Source organism: Acinetobacter sp. NyZ410 (genome assembly GCF_022828975.1).
In the GTDB taxonomy this organism is placed as follows: domain Bacteria; phylum Pseudomonadota; class Gammaproteobacteria; order Pseudomonadales; family Moraxellaceae; genus Acinetobacter; species Acinetobacter guillouiae.
The window spans coordinates 378,172-398,107 of the sequence record NZ_CP094620.1 but is presented as its reverse complement, the minus strand read 5'-3'; the positions used below and the strand labels follow the sequence as shown (position 1 = coordinate 398,107).

17 protein-coding genes and 1 pseudogene are annotated in these 19,936 nt (G+C 38.0%); 7 read left to right on the top strand and 11 right to left on the bottom strand.

The window, feature by feature from the left end; genetic code table 11:
- Window positions 1–315 precede the first annotated feature (315 nt).
- On the top strand, window positions 316–708 hold the full coding sequence (locus MTO68_RS01865) for a hypothetical protein (RefSeq protein ID WP_004718237.1): 393 nt from the start codon (window positions 316–318) through the stop codon (window positions 706–708).
- A gap of 34 nt (window positions 709–742) precedes the next feature.
- Here MTO68_RS01865 and MTO68_RS01860 read toward each other — a convergent pair whose 3' ends face one another.
- Both MTO68_RS01860 and MTO68_RS01855 read right to left on the bottom strand, forming a co-directional pair.
- Window positions 743–1,624 (bottom strand): pirin family protein, encoded by an 882-nt coding sequence (locus tag MTO68_RS01860; protein WP_244014794.1) that lies wholly within the window; start codon window positions 1,622–1,624, stop codon window positions 743–745.
- 31 nt (window positions 1,625–1,655) lie between these two features.
- Window positions 1,656–2,420 (bottom strand): annotated as a pseudogene (locus tag MTO68_RS01855) (nucleotidyltransferase domain-containing protein).
- A 103-nt stretch (window positions 2,421–2,523) separates the two neighbouring features.
- Here MTO68_RS01855 and MTO68_RS01850 point away from each other — a divergent pair.
- Entirely contained in the window at window positions 2,524–3,387 is an 864-nt protein-coding gene (locus tag MTO68_RS01850) for a hypothetical protein (protein ID WP_244014792.1), read from the top strand.
- An 80-nt stretch (window positions 3,388–3,467) separates the two neighbouring features.
- On the opposite strand, the gene MTO68_RS01845 is transcribed toward MTO68_RS01850, so the two are convergent.
- From MTO68_RS01845 to MTO68_RS01835, 3 genes are all read right to left on the bottom strand, one after another.
- Window positions 3,468–3,839 carry a hypothetical protein gene (locus tag MTO68_RS01845; RefSeq protein ID WP_004818679.1) on the bottom strand — a complete coding sequence of 124 codons (372 nt, stop codon included), beginning with the start codon at window positions 3,837–3,839 and terminating at the stop codon, window positions 3,468–3,470.
- A gap of 77 nt (window positions 3,840–3,916) precedes the next feature.
- Window positions 3,917–4,732 (bottom strand): DUF4375 domain-containing protein, encoded by an 816-nt coding sequence (locus MTO68_RS01840; RefSeq protein WP_004818676.1) that lies wholly within the window; start codon window positions 4,730–4,732, stop codon window positions 3,917–3,919.
- Window positions 4,733–4,884: 152 nt separating this feature from the next.
- The gene (locus MTO68_RS01835) at window positions 4,885–6,294 is read right to left on the bottom strand and encodes an FAD-binding oxidoreductase (RefSeq protein ID WP_004718247.1); all 1,410 of its coding nucleotides are present in this window, start codon (window positions 6,292–6,294) and stop codon (window positions 4,885–4,887) included.
- 371 nt (window positions 6,295–6,665) lie between these two features.
- Here MTO68_RS01835 and serA point away from each other — a divergent pair, with 371 nt between their 5' ends.
- Together serA and MTO68_RS01825 are read left to right on the top strand one after the other, a co-directional pair.
- Window positions 6,666–7,898: a phosphoglycerate dehydrogenase gene (gene serA, locus MTO68_RS01830; RefSeq protein WP_004718250.1), complete on the top strand. Its 1,233-nt coding sequence runs from the start codon at window positions 6,666–6,668 to the stop codon at window positions 7,896–7,898.
- 274 nt (window positions 7,899–8,172) lie between these two features.
- Window positions 8,173–9,042, top strand: a complete 870-nt coding sequence (locus MTO68_RS01825) for an EamA family transporter (RefSeq protein ID WP_244014790.1) — start codon at window positions 8,173–8,175, stop codon at window positions 9,040–9,042.
- Window positions 9,043–9,082: 40 nt separating this feature from the next.
- On the opposite strand, the gene MTO68_RS01820 is transcribed toward MTO68_RS01825, so the two are convergent.
- The 3 genes from MTO68_RS01820 to MTO68_RS01810 all read right to left on the bottom strand — a co-directional run bounded on the left by MTO68_RS01820 (window position 9,083) and on the right by MTO68_RS01810 (window position 13,688).
- Window positions 9,083–11,119 carry a PKD domain-containing protein gene (locus MTO68_RS01820; protein WP_244014788.1) on the bottom strand — a complete coding sequence of 679 codons (2,037 nt, stop codon included), beginning with the start codon at window positions 11,117–11,119 and terminating at the stop codon, window positions 9,083–9,085.
- Window positions 11,120–11,517: 398 nt separating this feature from the next.
- Window positions 11,518–12,237 carry a metallophosphoesterase gene (locus MTO68_RS01815; protein WP_244014786.1) on the bottom strand — a complete coding sequence of 240 codons (720 nt, stop codon included), beginning with the start codon at window positions 12,235–12,237 and terminating at the stop codon, window positions 11,518–11,520.
- Window positions 12,238–12,251: 14 nt separating this feature from the next.
- Window positions 12,252–13,688 (bottom strand): sel1 repeat family protein, encoded by a 1,437-nt coding sequence (locus MTO68_RS01810; RefSeq protein ID WP_244014784.1) that lies wholly within the window; start codon window positions 13,686–13,688, stop codon window positions 12,252–12,254.
- Window positions 13,689–13,857: 169 nt separating this feature from the next.
- Between MTO68_RS01810 and MTO68_RS01805 the strand changes: the two genes are divergently transcribed.
- Window positions 13,858–14,727: an EamA family transporter gene (locus MTO68_RS01805; protein WP_244014783.1), complete on the top strand. Its 870-nt coding sequence runs from the start codon at window positions 13,858–13,860 to the stop codon at window positions 14,725–14,727.
- A gap of 235 nt (window positions 14,728–14,962) precedes the next feature.
- Here the strand turns inward: MTO68_RS01805 and MTO68_RS01800 are convergent, their stop codons facing one another.
- From MTO68_RS01800 to truB, 3 genes are all read right to left on the bottom strand, one after another.
- Window positions 14,963–15,424, bottom strand: a complete 462-nt coding sequence (locus tag MTO68_RS01800) for a hemerythrin domain-containing protein (protein WP_151801912.1) — start codon at window positions 15,422–15,424, stop codon at window positions 14,963–14,965.
- 164 nt (window positions 15,425–15,588) lie between these two features.
- A complete protein-coding gene (locus tag MTO68_RS01795; RefSeq protein ID WP_004718268.1) occupies window positions 15,589–16,356 on the bottom strand; it encodes a TSUP family transporter in 768 nt (255 codons plus the stop codon).
- A gap of 126 nt (window positions 16,357–16,482) precedes the next feature.
- On the bottom strand, window positions 16,483–17,388 hold the full coding sequence (gene truB / locus MTO68_RS01790; protein ID WP_244014781.1) for a tRNA pseudouridine(55) synthase TruB: 906 nt from the start codon (window positions 17,386–17,388) through the stop codon (window positions 16,483–16,485).
- Between the two features lie 138 nt (window positions 17,389–17,526).
- Here truB and MTO68_RS01785 point away from each other — a divergent pair, with 138 nt between their 5' ends.
- Both MTO68_RS01785 and MTO68_RS01780 read left to right on the top strand, forming a co-directional pair.
- Window positions 17,527–18,561: a lipase secretion chaperone gene (locus tag MTO68_RS01785; RefSeq protein ID WP_244014779.1), complete on the top strand. Its 1,035-nt coding sequence runs from the start codon at window positions 17,527–17,529 to the stop codon at window positions 18,559–18,561.
- 388 nt (window positions 18,562–18,949) lie between these two features.
- Window positions 18,950–19,924 (top strand): triacylglycerol lipase, encoded by a 975-nt coding sequence (locus MTO68_RS01780; protein ID WP_244014777.1) that lies wholly within the window; start codon window positions 18,950–18,952, stop codon window positions 19,922–19,924.
- Window positions 19,925–19,936: the final 12 nt, after the last annotated feature.

Genomic DNA, 19,936 nt, shown 5'->3' with positions numbered 1-19,936 from the left:
TCGCTCACACTACTTTTTAAAGATAAGCGTTCGCCCAATGACAAGCACTGAAATATAAATATTAAATTGTGGAATTTACGTTGAATAAAGGCAGTTCAACACCGTATTCACAAGGTGTCTAATTCAATAGGTAAAGTAATTGCTGAAACTATATTTGTGAGATTTATAACTTAACCCAATCTATGAGAAAGCTCACAGAGGTACACACAGGGTTAAGTTTTACTAGTCTAACACAGACAAATTTCCAGTGAAAGTTGAACATTTATTATTCTTAAGCTACTCTAAATGCTGTATAAGCGGATATAAATAATTTAAATGAAAAATAAAAACCCAATATCGCTGATCATTATTGGCGTGATTTTATTGTTGGTGGGTGGAGGACTTTATTTTATCAGTTCTGCACCTAAAATTAGTGCTGAAGATCAGGCGCGATGTGAACAATTGGTTCAAAATAAATATGCTGAAAACTCAAGCACTATCATAGGAAGCTGTAAAACAGATACAGGCTTTGTGGCATTAATGGATAGTCAAGCCAATGCGACCGCCTCGGCTGAAGATACGGCGAAAGCGATTAGCTCCGCCAACCATAAAGAATTAGGCTTGGGTATATTTGGCAAGTTCTTAATGGGACTATGTGTGGGTATCGGGATTGCATTGCTGATCAAAGGCTTGATTGCACTCAAGAACAAACCACAATCGATAAATTAATTATCAAAGCGAATTGTAATTCTCACAGTTTGCTTTATTCATCATCGCGCACTGTTGATTTGATAAATGTGCCACGTTTAATATCGTCATATGCTTCAAGAATTTCAGTATAGTTGTTCATGACGAATGGCCCATGCCCATTGATTGGCTCTTGAAGCGGTTTGCCTGTAAGCAGCAACAATTTACACTGTTGCAATGCCATTATTTCAAAGTCTTGTTCCAAACTCGACATCACAGCAAGCCCTTGCTCTTCAAATATTTCATCTTCAGCTTGAAACTGAGCCTTACCCGTTCGTAAATAGACCAGTGTGGTTTCTCCTACGCCTGCGGGCAATCTGATCTTATGCCCTGCTTGGATTTCAATATCCAAAACTTGAAGTGGCGAATGCGTTTTTGCTGGCCCTTGATTGCCTTGATAGTTCCCAGCAATCACCCGTACCGTTCCAGCACTATTCGGGAGTTCAATCACTGGAATATTGGCTTTTCGCAAGCTTTGGTAACGTGGTGGATTCATTTTATCTTTGGCAGGCAAATTCACCCACAGTTGTACCATTTCAAAATAGCCACCCGTTTTTGAAAATGCCTCACTAAAGACCTCTTTGTGTTCCACACCTGAAGCTGCGGTCATCCATTGCACATCACCCGCTGAAACAATACCGCCACCACCCGATGAATCACGATGTTCTAATTCACCAGCAAAAATCAGGGTAACCGTTTCAAAACCACGATGAGGATGCTCACTCACCCCTTTGCGTAGATTGGTCGGTTTTAAAACACCAGGTCCTAAATGATCCAATAACAGAAAGGGAGAGACGGTATTGCCTAATTCATAGTGTGAAAATACAGAAAGTACAGGATAAAAATCCCCTATCGCAAAACGGGTGTCATTACGATGAATAAAGGCAAGGGTTTTCATAGTGTCACTATTCTCTGATTGAGTAAAAGCATTAGCCATAAAAATGTTGTTTTAAATTAAAGCTATATTCGGTGAGATATTGCTTTAATTTTTCAATATCATTGGTCGGTTCAATCGCTCTTAGATTTAAGTCCCCAATTTTATTTTCTAACAGTTGTAAGATTTGCGCTTGTTCCGCGACAGGTAATTGCGCTTTTTCTTTCTGCTGCTTTTTGATTTCTAAATAATCTTCTGCCCAATGCCGTAAGGGATCATGAGCATCGATTTGATCAAACAATTGCGTAATCAGGAGTTCAGGCATAATTTGCTGTGTTGCTAGTTCTGCTGACATCAGACCACGAATAGAATAAAACACTTTTTTATAGGTAAAGTTATCTGCGGTTTGCATGACATGCATACCGCCTTTCGCCAGCGACAAGTAATGATAATACAGCGCTTTATAGTCTATTCGTTCAAGTAAGCCATCTCTAAATTTTTCCCATTCAGGAAATTGATTAAAATAGACTATATGTGCACGTACCCACTCTAAAACAGTCGGATTACTTTTTGCCAAAAGCCCAAACATTTTATTTAAGTCGAATGAAACGAAGTCAAAGTCGCCATCCATGATCTCGATTAAATCACGGTGTTGGCGATAATCGTAATATTGTGCCTTGGAGGGTAGATGGAAACCACGTACATCGTAATCGCTGTCTGGACTTGCCATGCCCTATAAACGACTACCGCTTTCGATATAAAACAGTGGATGTTCATCTCGGTTTTGGAATAAGTGTTGAATTTCTTGTTGGATGTTCATTTAATGCAAGCCTCATTAGAATTAATATTTTATTAAAGTTTGAAGAAAATAACCTTATGTATTATATTAAAAATATTACTAAACTATCCTAAAATTAAAAAATATGGCTGATAACAATACTTCTGAAAAATTGGTATGCGGTATTATTATGCCAATTGCGGCTATGGGTATAGAATATCCTGAAGGGCATTGGATTGACATAAGAACAATTCTTCACAGAGCAATAGAAAGAGCTGGATTTATTCCTCGAATTGTTAGTGATTCAGAAGATGCTACGATCATCCATAAGTCTATTATCCAAAATATTTACAACGACGCGATAATTGTTTGCGATGTAAGTGGAAAAAATGCAAACGTAATGTTTGAGTTAGGAATGCGTTTAGCATTTAATAAACCAGTTGTTATTATTAAAGATGACCTTACAGGCTACTCCTTTGATACTTCAAACATTGAACATTTAGGCTATAGAAAAGATCTTAGATTCCAAACTATTGAATCTTTTATTACCAGTTTATCTCAAAAGATTAAAGCTACATATGAAAAATCTATTTCAGATAATCCTCAGACATTTCTAAGTCACTTTGGGAATTTTGAAGTCGCAAAAATTGATAATCAAACTATTGGTGCAACAGAGGCTTTAGAACAATTACTAAATAAAGTTAGCAAGATAAATGAGAACTTAGATGATAAAAACATTCAGCAGTTTAAAAATTTAACAAGTTCTCCTTTATACGCAGTAATTAAAATAAAGGAAGAACTACCATTCAATATTATGACTCAAATTTCTCAAGATACATTTAATAATTATCAATATTATCTTGATCGAGTATCTTTTTCTCGCAATTCCTTTAATCTTAAATGGGATAATGGGATATCTTCAGAGGATAAAGTTTCCATATTTAGTGAAATTGAACTCTTTATTGAGAATCAAATACAGAAATATATCCCTGACGATTTACCGTTCTAGTTACAGATTCAAACGTACCAAGTCTGATACGTTTTTATCCAACATTTCTATCTATTTTTCAAGCATAAATCAAAAAAATATCAAGGACATTTTGCCTTTTGGAATGTCTTGGTGTTCTTACCACGGTAACACTGATATTCCTTTTGCATATCTATACGTTTCCACTGACCATCAATATTTTTAAAGCTATACACACTACGAATTGAGCGCACTGAATCATCCATCAAGCCTGTTTCAGTCAACTTCACTTCGGCAACAGTGGGGGATTCCACACTATTAAAATACTGACGCAACTCAACAGTCGCGAGATCCTTACGTAAATCAGGACGTTCATTTAAAACCTGACTTAATGGTGTCTCTGAACCACCCACTTTATTCATTAAATTTTGTGTTGTTGCACAGCCAGACAAAGTCACTAAACAAAATACTGAAATTAAACTCAAACGATTCATTCTGATCACCCTAAAACTAAAAGCATAGCCTAATGATGCTATGCTTTTTAAACGTACACTATTTAAAAACTGTGTCTTTATGACTCATCTGCAATATGGCTAACATCGAGCGCTATGATTTGTTGATCATTTTCATCAAACATCAAGGCTTGATCACCTAGATCCAGCATATAAAAATGCCCTGCATCGGTTAGGAAATGCCAAGCAACGATCTCTTGCCCATTATACTCATGTGATGGATCACCAATGGTAATACGATCTAGCTCCTGACCTGCTTGCAGGCATAAAGCTTGAATAATTTTAAAATAACGTGGACTGTTTTCAGCTGCTTGCTGTTTACGTTGTTCTAAATTTGGAATTTTGGCTGCAACCTGCTCTACAATCGCTAAGATCTGATCTTCATCGACAACCTGTAACTTTGGATGTTGCTTTAACCATCGACTATTTATTTCAATCAAATCTTCACTATCATTCAATGCATAAAACTGGTCATCAAAAGCATTGAGAATATCTCGTTGCTCATTTTCACCAAAGTATTCACCCTCTAAGAACTGTTCTAATTGCTCATCCGAAAACTGATCGATTAAATCCGCACTTTGCTCAAAGAGAGCCGAATGCGCAGTCGCATTCATAGCTTTTAATCCTTCACGAACATGTTTCACCATGAACGCATCCCAACCCGTGTTATAAACGAATTGTGAAAAACCACCATTATTCACTTGAGCAAGATAGTAATCGACAAAATAACTGTATAAAGCCTCTGCGGATACTTCATCATATTCGACATAATGTTCAAATAAGCCATTTAAGCTATCAATATTGGACATAATCACATCATAGTGATCATCACTGTCTAAACTTTGTTTAGAAATTAAAATGTTATCAATGAGCATAGTTTTCAGTTTCTTATCAATATTTAAGCGCAACCAACATAACAAATTTTCAGCAATAAATGGCAACCAGCATGTAACTTTATTTTATCTTTTGTTCGGCAATAAAAAAGCGCTTCTCTCGAAGCGCTTGTACAAATGAGCTATTTAAATCATTACAGATCAAATAACTTGCCTGGGTTCATGATGCCATTTGGATCAAACACTTTCTTCAAGGCTTTCATATATTCAATTTCTTCAGCAGTCCGTGTGTAATCAAGATAAGGCTTTTTAGTCATGCCTACGCCATGCTCTGCAGAAATTGAACCGTCATATTTCTTCACAGTTTCAAACACATACTTATTTACCACCTGACATTTGGCAAAGAATTCATCTTTAGATAAATTCACAGGTTTTAAAATATTTAAGTGTAGGTTTCCATCCCCAATATGGCCGAACCAGCAGATTTCGAAATCAGGATAATTTTCAGCAACAATCGTATCAATTTCCTTAATAAAAGCAGGAACATGTGTAATCAATACTGAAATATCATTTTTATACGGAGTAAATGGGGCAATCGTTTCAGAAATGTCTTCACGTAAACGCCATAAGCTTTGAACTTGTTCAAGATTTTGGCTCATCACTCCATCAAGCACCCAGCCTTGTTCCATGCAATGCTCGAAGATTTCCATCGCAGCATCCATAATTGGTTCGTACGGCGCTTCAAACTCAAGTAAAACGTAGAATGGGCATTCTGTTTCAAATGGACGTTGTACATGACCACGATCCAAAACTTTTTGCATCGCTAGTTCACCAAAGAACTCAAAGGCAGTTAAATCAATTTTGCTTTGGAATGCATGTAATACAGGCATGATTGCATCAAAATCAGGAACGCCCAATACCATCACTTGTAGATCATGCGGTTGGCGTTCAAGTTTAATTTCGGCTTCAGTCACTAAGCCTAAAGTCCCTTCACCACCGATGAATAAATGTTGCATTGCATAACCTGTAGCATTTTTAATCATGCCTTTGTTTAAACGCAATACATCACCTTTACCTGTCACCACGGTCAGACCAAGTACCCAATTACGAGTCATCCCGTATTTGATCACTTTAATTCCGCCTGCATTGGTTCCAATGTTGCCACCCAATTGTGATGAACCCGCAGAAGCAAAATCAACCGGATAATACATCCCTTGTTCTTCTGCATAGTTCTGCAACTGTTCAGTCACTACACCCGCTTGAATACGTACCATACGGTCAGCTGGATAAAATTCTAAAATTTGGTTCATTTTGTCGAAGCTCACGACAATTTCACCATTGGCAGCAACAGCACCTGCTGATAAACCTGTACGACCACCCGATGGGGTAATCGCAACATTAAACTGATTGGCCAATTGAACAATTGCTTGCACTTGCTCTGTGCTCGATGGGAAAACGATGACCGATGGCTGAGGATCAAAATGCTTAGTATGGTCTTTGCCCCAATTTTCTAAGCTGTCAGCATCGGTTTTAATCCGGTTTTCACCGACGATTTGCGTCAATTGGGTCAATAATTCAGGTGCTATCGTTACTGGAGCATTCATCGTTTTGCGGACCTAGCAAGAAGTAAATAAGAGGTTGTGCTATACAACATTCGAGATTTTAAATCAGTCTGTGAAAAATTTTCAGCATTTTTATAGCTGAAATCGGCAACTTCACTGATTTTAGCAGTATTTTACCTAGATGACTGCTGAGGATAAAGCACAGATTTGATTCACATTATCCACACTTTGTGTATAAAGTGTGCTTCAAGCATTATAAAAATCAATGCATTAGCATTTCATTTAAATTTTGAATAATGCTTATCAGAAATCGTAGATAAAATATCCACTGTACTGTCACAATCGAAATATCTATAAAACAAGGTCTATGGTATCATATTGCGACTAAATTTGGCCTTTGTAGCGGAGCCGTAATGAGCCAACATCTTTCACTACCTAAAGATAAAATTCGTTTCTTGTTGTTAGAGGGCGTTCATCAAAACGCAATCGACACGTTAAATGCTGCCGGATATACCAATATCGATTACCGTAAAACTGCGCTTGAGGGTGAAGCGCTGAAAGAAGCGGTTAAAGATGCACACTTCATTGGTATTCGTTCCCGTACACAATTAACTGAAGAAGTCTTTGCAGCTGCGAATAAATTGATCGCAGTGGGTTGTTTCTGTATCGGAACAAACCAAGTGAATTTAAATGCAGCCATGATTCGTGGTATTCCTGTATTTAACGCACCATACTCAAATACTCGTTCAGTTGCTGAATTGGTTCTTGCAGAATCAATTCTTTTACTTCGTGGTGTGCCTGCTAAATCTGCTTCAACTCACCGTGGTGGTTGGAACAAGTCTGCAGTAGGTTCATTTGAAACACGTGGTAAAACTTTAGGTATCGTGGGTTATGGCTCTATTGGCTCTCAACTTTCAGTTTTAGCTGAAAGCATGGGTATGCACGTCATTTATTATGATGCTGTGACTAAGCTTCCTATGGGTAATGCACGTCAAGTAGGTTCTTTAGACGAACTACTTGCAAATGCAGATGTTGTTACACTGCATGTACCCGATGTTCCTTCAACACGTAACTTCTTTGCAAAAGCTCAATTTGCGAAAATGAAAGAAGGTTCAATCTTCATCAATGCTGCACGTGGTACATGTGTTGTTATTGAAGATTTGGCAGATGCGATTAAATCTGGTCATATTGCTGGTGCAGCTGTTGACGTATTCCCGAAAGAACCTAAAGCCAATGGTGAAGAATTTGTTTCTCCACTTCGTGGCCTAGACAATGTGATTTTAACACCTCACGTTGGTGGTTCAACCATGGAAGCGCAAGCCAACATCGGTTTAGAAGTTGCTGAAAAATTTGTTGCTTATTCAGATAAAGGTATGACTTTATCTGCGGTAAACTTCCCTGAAATCGCACTTCCATTGACTGAAGGTAAACACCGTTTACTACACATTCATAAAAACGTGCCAGGCGTGTTATCTAAAATTAACAACCTGTTTGCTGAACATGGTATCAACATTTCTGGTCAGTCATTAATGACTAAAGGTGATGTCGGTTACTTGGTAATGGATGTAGACGCAACTGCATCTCAAGAAGCACTTGATACCCTTCATGAAGTTGAAGGTACAATCCGCGTTCGCGTATTGTTCTAAGACGATTTAAGCTAAAAAAACCACAGGTATTTGCCTGTGGTTTTTTTATGGGATTTATAAATCTGTCACTTCTTTGCGATAGCATATTTTTAAGTTAAATTATTTGATTAATAAGCTATTTAGCATCTTCTCTCACCCTACTCTACAAAGACAGTGTACTATCTAAAGCGCAATAAGCTTTGCAAATTACATGAGCATTTTATCTAAATTGTTTTATATAAAAAGCCTGTTGCGGAGATTTTCCTCCAAGCCCTTACTCTAAATTTCAGAAACAATGCCAAATTTAAAAAATGCACCACACCTGCAAGCTTTAGTTCTATTGTTCATTGCCATGATCAGTATGCAAAGCAGTGGCGCATTAGCAAAAACATTATTTGATCAATTTCCAGTCCTTACCATTTCGGCTATGCGGTTATTGCTCGGCTCATTGATTTTGGCCGTGATTTTTAAAATTTGGCAGGTCAATTTTAAACAGGTGAAATGGTCATCCATCATCAGTTATGGTGTTGCCCTTGCAGGAATGAATGCTTTATTTTACTTATCGATTCATCGTATTCCGCTCGGCATTGCCGTAGCGTTTGAATTTATTGGACCGCTCAGTGTGGCCCTGTTTCATGCACGGCAAAAATTCGATTTTATCTGGGTCGGACTTGCGATACTTGGACTGGTTTTACTGTTTCCATTTGATCAGGCAAAGCAAAGCCTCGATCCTATTGGTATTGCATTTGCCTTAGCTGCTGGCGCTTGCTGGGCACTGTATATTGCAGGTCAACGGCCTTCAGGGGTTTCTGGAAACCATACCGTATGCTTGGGGATGTTTGTGGGCATGTTGTGCTTAATACCAATTGCATTATTTTCTGGGATGCCTTTACAGGTTTTTGAACCTTCAAATTTAATTTATTTTATTACGTTGGCGATCTTGGCAAGTGCCTTGCCGTTTTCATTGGAAATGATTGCATTAAGAAATTTATCTGCTTTAAGCTTTGGCACGTTAATGAGCCTAGAACCTGCAATTGCCGCATTCTCAGGGTTTATTTTCTTAAATGAACAATTGTTATGGACACAATGGTTGGCGTTGGTCACGATCATTAGTGCATCGATTGGTTGCACCGTAACCACACAAAAAGCACGGCATAAAGGATAAAACCACCTCGAAAGGTGGTTTCAATTCACTCATCTAAAATCTACCAATCAGGTGCCCCCATAATTAGTTTTATCATGCTATTCGGATCTGGTTCTAGTTCAAAACCAATTCGTTCAACCAAGTCACCATTACTGCCTTCTATATTTGCATAAATACTTAAATAAGTAATAGGACCTTTTCCTGCTGAATCAAAACCTGAATATTGATTTGGTAATTGAATTTGCATCGGTTTTCCATAGATTGCATTATAGGTTAAGATCTCATTGCTACCATTTATGTTATATACCGTGATTTCTATATTGCATGACTTTCCAATTAATTCAGGAACAACTTCCCAATTCCCATTGGGCTCAGTGGTCCCATTTAAAGGATCCTCAATCAAACTGGTACAGACAATCGGGAAACTCAAGCCTTGATTGCTGACATAAACAACTTCACGATCTGCCAAGATAATATTAACATTGCCTGTTAAACCTGAAGTTTGCTGTCCTTTATAACGTACCCACTGATTACTCTCAAAAATTAAAGCTGTTTGTGCAGACCAATCCAACTGCCCGTCTGGGTCTTTTATACCTGTGAGGAACCGACCGCCATCTTGCGATATTGAAAAATCCAACTGGTGATTTATTTTGCCAAAACATGCCACAGACGTCCCATTGGGTAGTGTACATTTTACAAAATGATCTGTGGCTGATTTTCCAAGATCAATAATCACATTACCTGAGGTTGTCGAAGTTTTTTCACCCAGCATCGTGCCTGTTAAATCTTTTGCAGTCCAATGAATTGAACCACTCGAAGGCATATTCACCACCGTCAATCCTTCTTTAGGAATACTGTTGGATTTGGTTAAGGATGAACCATCATTTAAGCTGATTTTTGCAGTCACATTGCATGGAATCCCCTCACCATTGGATTGACACTGCACAAAGACTGAACCTGCATTTTCAAATTTTAAATCCCAGTTCCATGTTGAAAAATGCTTCACTGTTGCATGTACTGCAAGGCCTGTAGGTGATTGATTTGACGTCATCACCTGCCCAATACCCTCTTCAATCCACAAGCCACTCGCTTCATCAAAATACCACATTGGAATTTGTGTCCCTACTTTCATCTGTTGATTATTGATACTCTTTATCGGCAGGTTCATTTGAAGCTCTGCTGTTTTATCAACTGCAAGTTGTAGTTCCTGACCACCCGCATCTTTAAATGTGGCTGTAATCATTCCCGCACTAATCAGATCCACAATATTGCCTTGTGCATCACGTGCTACACCATTGGCAGGCATTGCATTTAAATCACGATTGGTGATATCCCATGGGGTAAATTCAACAGTCACAGCGCCAGTAGCAAGACTGCCGTCTGCTTTTACAAAAGCATTGGCAGGAATACTAATGCTTGCACCCAAATTTTGGGATTGAATCACTTGAGCGGCAGAGATATCAGACACAGAAACAACTTGTTTAATGGCCAATAAATTTGCTGAGATTGCTTTTAAATTGGCAACATCATAAACAATTGACTGCGTGATAAAGCCTTGTTTTTCAAATTTAGCCACCACTTTTTGTGTGTTTTGAGGAAGTATCAGATTCAAAGTCGCATGACCATTTTGATCTGTTTTAACACTTTGCCCCTGTATTGTAATATTTGTATTTGGAATCGAAGCGCCATCAACCGTTTGAGCTGAGACTAAAACCTCGCGGTTTATCGTTGTTGCTCCCTGTTTTACTTCTATTTTCTGTGTAGTTGAATCAGTCCGACCTGCTAGGTCTGTTATCGTCAGACTCACGGTATATTGACCAACTTTTGTATAACTATGTTCAACTGTAGCACCTGTTCCGTTTGAACCATCTCCAAAGCTCCAAGCATAACTAGCAATTGCACTGGCTTCTTTTGTTTGATCAACCGTACTTTTCGTTCCATCAAATTTGACAACTTCACCGATACTTGGCGCTGTTGGACTATATTCAAATTTGGCTGTAAGACCCTGTTCAAATTGAGTTGAAGAGTTACAAGCCAACAAAAGTAAGCTTAGCCATGCAAAAAGAAACCATTTTATATAATTTTTCGATCTCATCATTGTCGTCACCTTATTGTTATTTAATTCGCGATATCCATCACGATAACTTATATTACTGTGAATTAATTATTAATAATAGCTGTTTTATTTTAAAAATATTTTAATATCTTTCTCAATAAAACACCGTTGATACTTACTGTATCAAAGCAAGTGATGACAAAAAATTTGATTGAATATCGATAAATGAAAAAATACTTTTGATTAGAAATAAATTTTTTCTTTACATTTTATAATCTTATATTTATGTATTTAATAATTGATGCTTTTATATCTATGTATTTTTTAATTAAAGAGTTATTTTTCCACAACACAGATCAAATTTAAGTAATAGCCATATAAAATTCACTGCAATGAATAGCCTGAACGCTTAAAATTTTTTAAACAATAGAAAAATCAAGTTATGACTTCAGCACAAACACTTGTTTTTCTATCGGGCGTTTTTGATCTATTTCAACAAGGCTTAGTTCACTTCCAAAACAAGCGCCCGTATCTAGAAAATAGCAATTATGCTTCTTGGTGACAAAATCAACCACGGTATGACCTAGAAAAACCTGTTCTACCCCGACAACCGTTGAATAACGCATAAAGCGCTTATTTTTAATTCGCCCCCTGCCCCATAACGCCAATTCGCGACTTTTAGAACGTGTGGCAACTTTAAACGCATCCCAATCATTTAGATCTATATCGGCATGCACAAAGCCATACTTCTTATTTTGATAAATGACTTCTAATAGTATGGGTAAAGTGTTTAATTGATCGATGACTTGTTGCTGCTGATCCGAACTTAATGCATAAAACCATTCTCCACCATGATGCGCATGCATATCTTTCATCATCGGATCGATCTGCGACAATAAACACATTTCTTCATGATTGCCTAAAACAGCTTTAAACCAAGGCTCTGCAAGCAGATGCAAACATTTCAAACTGTCAGGACCACGATCAACAAGATCCCCTACAGCAATCAATAGATCCTTTTCAAAGTTAAATTGAACACGTTCAAGCTGTTGCATCAACAAATCATAACAACCATGTATATCGCCTACCACAAACAAGCGACCTGTCTCATGAGTATAGGTCGCTACATGCGCGAGCTTGTGTTGCGATAATTCAGACATAGACTAATCTTTGATTAAAACTCAATTGAAGCTGCTTCAATATGCTGGTTTTCTTTGGCTAAATCCAAATATTTGCCAGCAGTTTTTTTATTTTTACGCACCCCGATTCCATCTTTATAAATTTTAAATAATTCAAAATAAGAGTCGATATCACCATGATCGGCTGCTTGTTTAAACAAATCTGCACTTTGGGTTAAATCAACCTCTACACACTTACCTTCCTGATACATTTGTGCCAATAAGAAAAAAGCACGTGGAACTTTCAACTCTTTGGCTTTGTTTAACCAGAATAATGCCCCATCTGCATTGTTTTGACGTTGCTCAAAAATCGACATACACAGCATGGCCTGAACATGGCCTTTCTCTGCAGCGGAATTTAATAATGGGAGGTGATGTTCATGTTCTAAAGGCAATAACATCGACAATTCAAACTGTGCATCTGGATGGTTTTGCATTGCTGCGCGTTCTAACCAAGAAATACCTTGATCAAGATTTTTCTCAGTTCCCATACCATAGCGTAAACACTGTGCTAAAGAATATTGAGCTGGAACATTGCCTGAAACAGCAGCATGCGATAATAAATCAAAAGCGAGTGCGGCATATTCTTTCTGCTTTTGCTCAGTTTTGGCATTTTCCGAATTTTTTAACAGTGTCACTGCAGCTAAATAAGCAGATTCGATATGTCCATTTTTTGCAGCTTTAAGTAAAAACTCTTGCACAACTGCTGCATCCACTTTAGCACTTTGTTGTTCAATAAGTGCGCGAACATAGCAGCCAAATGGATCATTATGTTCTTGCGCGATATCGGCATATTTTAAAGCAGCATCAAGATTGTTCTGTTTTAAATAACTAAACGCCAATAAAGCACAGGAAAAATGGTCTTTTTCAGCAATTTTTAACAATTCATTTTGTACTTTGATCGAATCAAACCCTGAAAACTCTACAAAAAACTTCAGGCTGTTTTGATGCTGGTTTTTTAAATAATTATTTAAAAGTAATAAGTACGCAGACTGTGGATCTTGAGACAATTGTTGTTGTGCATAAACAAAAATTGCTTCTGGATGATTCAGTTGAACTGCCTGTTGCAAATGCATTTGGGCTTGTGCTTTTGTCAATTGATCTGTTGCATTGTTCAAGCCAAGATAAGCAAGTTCTAAATGAGCCAATGCATGATTAAGCTTTGCTGCATGTTGAAAAAAAAGAAGAGCTGACTGCACACTTTGATTTACATAACGGCCTAAAACATGCCACTGTCCTAACAATGTACTGGCAGGTGCAAAATTCTGATTAGAGGCATTGACCAACAAATCAACACGCGCTTGAGCGTCTTGCTCATTTTGAGCAAGACCTTGTTGTTCTAATTTAAGTACATCGATATACCAAGTTTCTGCTTGTGAAAGTTCTGTCGCATTTAAGCCTAAATTTTCAGTTTTATTGGTGTTTCCTGACATCTTTTATTCCTAACACATGTGCCATTGCAAGTATAATCATTCCCATCTTACAGAGGACTCGGCTGAATCTCAAAGGGAAATGTTGAATCAATATTCATCTATTTGCGAAAAACTCAAATAAATCCGAGAAAGTGCTAAAATCTGTGCAATATTTTTCTTCACCTTAGATATGCCAAATTCTCAACTCACTGCTGTGCTCTTCATGGTTTTATCTATGGTGGCTTATCAGATCAGTGCCTCATTTGCGAAACAGTTATTTGAGGTTTTAGATCCGATTACCGTCGTGACCTTAAGATTATGTTTTGCGTCTATTTTAATTATTTTAATGTTCCGTTCATGGAAAATTATCAAGCGTTTACCTTATCTAAGATGGAATGAGCTACTTTATTATAGCGGTTCAGTCTGTTTGATGAATGTGCTGTTCTATGCCTCTTTAGGCAAATTGCCTCAAGGTATTGCTGTTGGACTAGAATTTTTAGGCCCTCTGACTTTGGCACTGCTCTCGATTAAACAAAAAACTGACTATATTTGGGTATTTCTTGCCATCATCGGTATTGCATTGATGGTGCCTTGGCAAGATGCGACCGCACATAACTTTTCCTATCTTGGTGCTGCTTTTGCTTTGGGTGCGGGTGTCTGTTGGGCAAGTTATATTTATTTTGGGCAAAAAGTTGTACGACAAAATATTGGTATGCATGCACTAAGTATTGCAATCGTCTTGTCGGCCTTGGTTATGCTGCCAATCAGTGCTGTACATAACCCAGATGCCTTGCTACAAACACAGTACTGGGGCAAAGCTTTGCTGATTGCACTTTTAGCAACCGCGATTCCGTATGCCTTAGATCTGCTTGCTTTAAAACAATTAAGCAAAATGAGCTATGGTACTTTATCGAGTCTATCCCCTGCGCTTGCCGCAATTTCAGGTATGGTATTACTGAATGAACATATTACTGCTTGGCAAACCGTTGCTTTAATCTGCATTATGATTGCCTCGGTAGGGGTAACATTTAGAGCGGCGAAAAGCTCAGATACCCACTAAGACATGATCAATACTGCCCTACTGCCAATCATATAGAATCCCGGCCATATTTACGCGATCTTAAGGAAGTGAAGAAGATCAGCGTAAATATATGATGGATGAGAGGCATCTCATTAACTTAAAAAAATTGTAAATATCGTTCAGCAATCTGCTCATCATTCTCTGGGTACTTTATAGCTTCAATTTTATTCAGTTTGCTTTTGTAGACAAGTCAACGAAATACAAGCCAATAGACTTAGCCAACCAAGCGGATAAGGTCTTTTGCTTTATACTTTTTATATTCGGATAAGTACTTCTTTGCTAGGATTAATTTTTGATTTTCATCTAAAATCTTTAGCGCTTTTTGAAAAAAAGAATGCTCTTCTTGTTGAATATGATGCGCGATGATTTCAGATAAACGTTTCGCCAAAACCAACCAGCGAGAGTGGCTAAAATCTGTTTGCTCTAGTGATTGTAATATTTCATCCATCTCATGATGTTCAGCCAGTGCCAAACGGGTAATATTTAAACCTGAATCCGTCATCATTAACGGAATATAAAAATAGCGATCTTCCGCAATCGCATGAGCAAATAATTCATTTTTTAATAAATTAAAAATTTTCCTTCGTTCAGGACTATCGCCTGAGGTATGCGTTAATTGTTCTGACAAATCCTTCTGAATGATATGGCTTTCTCTCAAAGCCTCAAATATATTCATCTAAATCCCTCTTTTTATAATCCTATTTGATATTTACCTTCCATTGCTTCGGTTTGTGATTTTTCGATCAAGAAACCAACAATCTTAGAAGACAAATCAAAAAAAAGCCTTACAAAATTTAAGCTTTTTTGTATCAAAAAAAATTAACCAGAGAATCTAGCAAATTACGCGACAAACATTTGATAGGCCAAGCGACAAATCAAAATGCTGACCAAAATCAAAAATAGAATACGAATAAAACCACTGCCATATTTCAGTGCCATTTTCACACCAACCAATGAACCACACACATTGGCAACAGCCATCAGCAGGCCCAATTGAAATAACACATGTCCAGTGGGAATAAAGAAACTCAGTGCGGCAAAGTTGGTCATGAAATTGCCAATTTTGGAAAGCGCCGATGCGTGCAAGAAATCAACTTTCAGATAACGAATAAAATAAAAGATGAAAAAACTACCTGTACCTGGCCCAAATATTCCATCATAAAAGCCAATCAATAAACCACCAACACCCGCGATCAATAACATTTTACGCGTGATTTCTTGTTGAAAATGGACTTGTCCAAATTGCTTCTTAAAAAATGTATAGATTGCGATCACAATCAACATAAACAATACAAATGGCCGCAAAATTTCCTGAGGGATCAGTGAGACACAAGCAGCGCCACCAAATGAGCTAATAAAGGCAGTGATACCAATCACTGCCAACAGCTTCCACTGAATTTTGACTTGTTTTAAGTATGAAAAAGCAGCCGAAGCCGTTCCACAAATCGAAGCCAGTTTATTGGTTCCAAAAACTGTGGCGGTAGGATAATGCGGTAAAGCACCCATTAATGCAGGAATTTGAATCAGTCCCCCACCTCCAACAGCGGCATCAATTGCCCCTGCACAAAAGGCAAAGAATACTAAACTGAGGATGATATCAAATTCCATAACATTCACTTATCTTTTAAAGGCGTCTATTAACGCTGGGAGACTTAACCGTGCTCTGGCTTAATCCTGCTTTGGCTTAATCAGGCTTAGATTTAAACTGAGTTATTTTCTAACAATGAAACCAAATTAAAGATTTAGCACGCGTTTAGGCACTAAACGCTTTTTATCGGTAATTTCAGCCAAACCTAAACACTTATCGCCATCAAAAACCAAAACTTCAGCTTCAGCAACATGCTCAATATTGCTTTCCATACCGCGGCTAAAATATTCCGCACGACCTTCAGGGACCTGAACTTTAGGGAAATGATCAATTGGTGCATAGACAGGCAACAACAAGGCTTCACGCGCTTGTTCAGTCAAGCTTTCCAAATGTTCAATGGTATATTCTGGTATCAAATCAAAATGACCTGTTTGAGTTCGATTTAAATACGTTAAATGCCCGTAAGTTCCCAATGCTTTGGCAATGTCTTCACCCAAAACTCGAATATACGTTCCTTTAGAACAAGTAATATCCAAGGTCAGGCTATGCTGATTAAACGCAATCAGCTCAATCGCAAAAATATGAATTGGGCGTGCCTCACGTTCAATCTCAATTCCCTGACGCGCCAACTCATATAAAGGACGGCCTTGTTTTTTTAAGGCTGAATACATTGGCGGAACTTGTTGAATATCACCAGTAAATTGCGCCAAAACCTGTTGAATACTGTCTTCACTTAATTCAGGTACGGCCTTTTCAAGTAAGACTTCGCCTTCGACATCACCCGTGGTCGTACTATGCCCGAGCTGAACAGTCGTTTGGTAACGCTTGGTCGAATCTAACAGATAGTGTGAAAATTTAGTCGCTTCACCTAAACAGATTGGTAAAAGTCCAGATGCCAAAGGATCAAGCGCCCCTGTATGCCCTGCCTTTTGAGCGCGATACAACCATCGCACTTTTTGTAGCGCCGCATTTGAACTTATGCCTAAAGGCTTATTCAATAAAAAAACACCACTGATATGGCGACGCGGTATTTTCTGAGCTTTTGAAGACATATTGGTCTGGATACGGAGAATAATGCGCTATTTTAGCAAAAACCATTCGTCTATTTTTACAAATTTTCTGTTTGAAATTTCGAATTCTATGGCAAATTATTTTTTCAATAAAAAATCTAAAAATAGTAGGAATATTAGATGGATCTATCTAAAAAAATGATTGGGATCATCATTGGTAGTCTCTTGATCATTCTTTTAGCCGTAATTTTTTGGCTAAAACCCAATACAGAATCGACTGAAACACCGCCAGCTTCAGAAAAAGCACATGAACAACAGATGGGGCAATTGGCTTCAACTCAAATTCCAGCATCCGAAGCACTGAGCTTTGCCAGCAAAAGCCAACAAGACACGCAAATTAATTGCCAAATCCGTGCAGATGCCTCCAATCGTTTAATTGTCAATGAACAAACCAAAGACTGTTTTGAATATTTCATCACCCAATATGGTGAAAAAAGTATTGAGCAAATCAAAACCGATTTTCTTAGCTATACCAAAATCAGCTATAAAGAGCCTCTACTATCGCAGTTAGATGATCTCTGGGCACGTTATATTGATTACAGAAGTAAATTAGGCGATTTACAAGCACCCACCGCAGATAAAGAAAGCGCAAAGTATTATCAGCAGATCTTAGTCAATACTCAAAACTTAAGAAAAAAATTCTTCTCGGATTATGAAATTCAAGGCTTATTTGGCACACAAGATACCTATGACCGATATACGGTAGACCGCTTAGAAATTATGGATAATCAAAAATTATCTGCGGCTGAAAAAGCACAAAAACTCAAAGAGCTTTTTGAGCAACTCCCTGAAGACTGGAAAGAGAATTTACAACAACTCAATCAACTTGAAGACTTAAGAAAGCTGACAGCGGAGATTAAGGCACGTGGTGGTTCTGCACAAGAGATCCGTCAAATGCGTACCAATCTGGTGGGACCTGAGGCGACACAACGCTTAGAAACGCTTGATGTACAAAGAAATGATTGGAAAGGCAAAGTTAATCAATACCTTGCTGAGCGTGACACTATCCTCAAAAGTAATCTGAGTGATTCAGCCAAACAGCGTGCTGTAGAACAATTGAAATCACAACAATTTGCAAATCAACAAGAGCAACTCAGATTACAAACTTTTGAAACTGTGCATGATCAAGGAGGCAAATTACCCTTTGCAAATTAGCCATGAAATACATAGCACATCGCTAAAATGATGAAAAAAGCGAAAACAAAAATATTTAGATTATGCGTTATAGCACGTTTTATGGCTTGAGTTTGCAAGCCAGACTCAAGTATCTCTGTACATTTATGACTCAGGGATACCTTCAAGTCTGCGAATACAAAGTGGAAAATAATATTAACAACCACCTATAAGGAGGATGCACACAAACTAAAAACTTGCTCGGGATTGACACGATTTCAATGCAACTTGCACCTTTGGTTTAGAGCAATAACGATAATGATGGTATGCCAATCGCTTGAGATCATAAGGGTTGTAAGCAAATTTTAGCTTGCAACATAGACTTCATGTCAATCAACAATTCACTTAAAAACAACAAGAGTATTTTAATATGAAATCTAAGATCAATATTTTCGCCCTGAGTTTAATCATTGGATTAAGTTCGATGACTGCATCTGCATCTGGCTTACAAACTGTAAATCCACGTTATGTCAGTTCAAACTATGCAAAAACCAAATATCCGATTGTATTTAATCATGGGATGTTCGGTTTCACACGTCTAGGGCCTTCATCCTTTGGCATAGATTATTTCTATCAGATCCTCCCTGATTTAGCTCGCAATGGCGCAAAAGTTTATGCGACACAAGTCTCCCCATTGGAATCGACACAGCTTCGTGGTGAACAGCTCTTACAGCAAGTTGATGAAGTCATCGCACTGACTGGCTCACCCAAAGTCAATCTGATTGGACATAGTCATGGTGGTCCAACAATTCGCTATATTGAAATCGTTGCACCCACAAAAGTTGCTTCTTTAACGGCTGTTGCAGGGGCAATTAAAGGTTCTAAGATCGCGGATGATATTTTAAGTAACCGAGGCGCAAATATGCTTCTGACAGTTTTTAGTCAATATATCTTAGCACCTGTGATTACACTTCTCGAAGGTAATCCATCCCTCCCCCTCAGCCTAAATAACTCTTTACAAAGTGTGAGCGAACAAGGGGCTGCTGAATTTAATGCAAAATTTCCAAGCGCTGCGATTCCCAAAGACTGTGGTAATGGTCAAAAAGTAACAGCCAATGGTGTTTATCATTATTCTTGGACGGGTACAGCTCAATTCACCAACATTTTTGATGTTATGGATGGCGTCATTTCTACACTCGCGCCTTTGTCTTATAAAAATCTAGACAATGATGGCATGATGAATCGTTGCAATACCCATTATGGGCAAGTGATTCGAGACAATTACCGTCAAACACACATGGATGAAATCAATCATGTTTTAGGGCTACGTGGGTTATTTTTTGCGCCGAATCCACTTGCTCAATATCGTCAACATGCCAATCGTCTGAAATTACAAGGCTTGTAAATATTGCCGATG

Bases quoted from the DNA above. Each gene is read 5' to 3' on its own strand.
- MTO68_RS01810 (WP_244014784.1), bottom strand. From the start codon at position 13,688: ATGTCAGGAAACACCAATAAAACTGAAAATTTAGGCTTAAATGCGACA.
- MTO68_RS01820 (WP_244014788.1), bottom strand. From the start codon at position 11,119: ATGATGAGATCGAAAAATTATATAAAATGGTTTCTTTTTGCATGGCTA.
- MTO68_RS01800 (WP_151801912.1), bottom strand. From the start codon at position 15,424: ATGAATATATTTGAGGCTTTGAGAGAAAGCCATATCATTCAGAAGGAT.
- MTO68_RS01785 (WP_244014779.1), top strand. From the start codon at position 17,527: ATGGATCTATCTAAAAAAATGATTGGGATCATCATTGGTAGTCTCTTG.
- MTO68_RS01865 (WP_004718237.1), top strand. From the start codon at position 316: ATGAAAAATAAAAACCCAATATCGCTGATCATTATTGGCGTGATTTTA.
- serA (WP_004718250.1), top strand. From the start codon at position 6,666: ATGAGCCAACATCTTTCACTACCTAAAGATAAAATTCGTTTCTTGTTG.
- MTO68_RS01850 (WP_244014792.1), top strand. From the start codon at position 2,524: ATGGCTGATAACAATACTTCTGAAAAATTGGTATGCGGTATTATTATG.
- MTO68_RS01825 (WP_244014790.1), top strand. From the start codon at position 8,173: ATGCCAAATTTAAAAAATGCACCACACCTGCAAGCTTTAGTTCTATTG.
- MTO68_RS01840 (WP_004818676.1), bottom strand. From the start codon at position 4,732: ATGCTCATTGATAACATTTTAATTTCTAAACAAAGTTTAGACAGTGAT.
- MTO68_RS01815 (WP_244014786.1), bottom strand. From the start codon at position 12,237: ATGTCTGAATTATCGCAACACAAGCTCGCGCATGTAGCGACCTATACT.
- MTO68_RS01780 (WP_244014777.1), top strand. From the start codon at position 18,950: ATGAAATCTAAGATCAATATTTTCGCCCTGAGTTTAATCATTGGATTA.
- truB (WP_244014781.1), bottom strand. From the start codon at position 17,388: ATGTCTTCAAAAGCTCAGAAAATACCGCGTCGCCATATCAGTGGTGTT.
- MTO68_RS01805 (WP_244014783.1), top strand. From the start codon at position 13,858: ATGCCAAATTCTCAACTCACTGCTGTGCTCTTCATGGTTTTATCTATG.
- MTO68_RS01795 (WP_004718268.1), bottom strand. From the start codon at position 16,356: ATGGAATTTGATATCATCCTCAGTTTAGTATTCTTTGCCTTTTGTGCA.
- MTO68_RS01860 (WP_244014794.1), bottom strand. From the start codon at position 1,624: ATGAAAACCCTTGCCTTTATTCATCGTAATGACACCCGTTTTGCGATA.
- MTO68_RS01845 (WP_004818679.1), bottom strand. From the start codon at position 3,839: ATGAATCGTTTGAGTTTAATTTCAGTATTTTGTTTAGTGACTTTGTCT.
- MTO68_RS01835 (WP_004718247.1), bottom strand. From the start codon at position 6,294: ATGAATGCTCCAGTAACGATAGCACCTGAATTATTGACCCAATTGACG.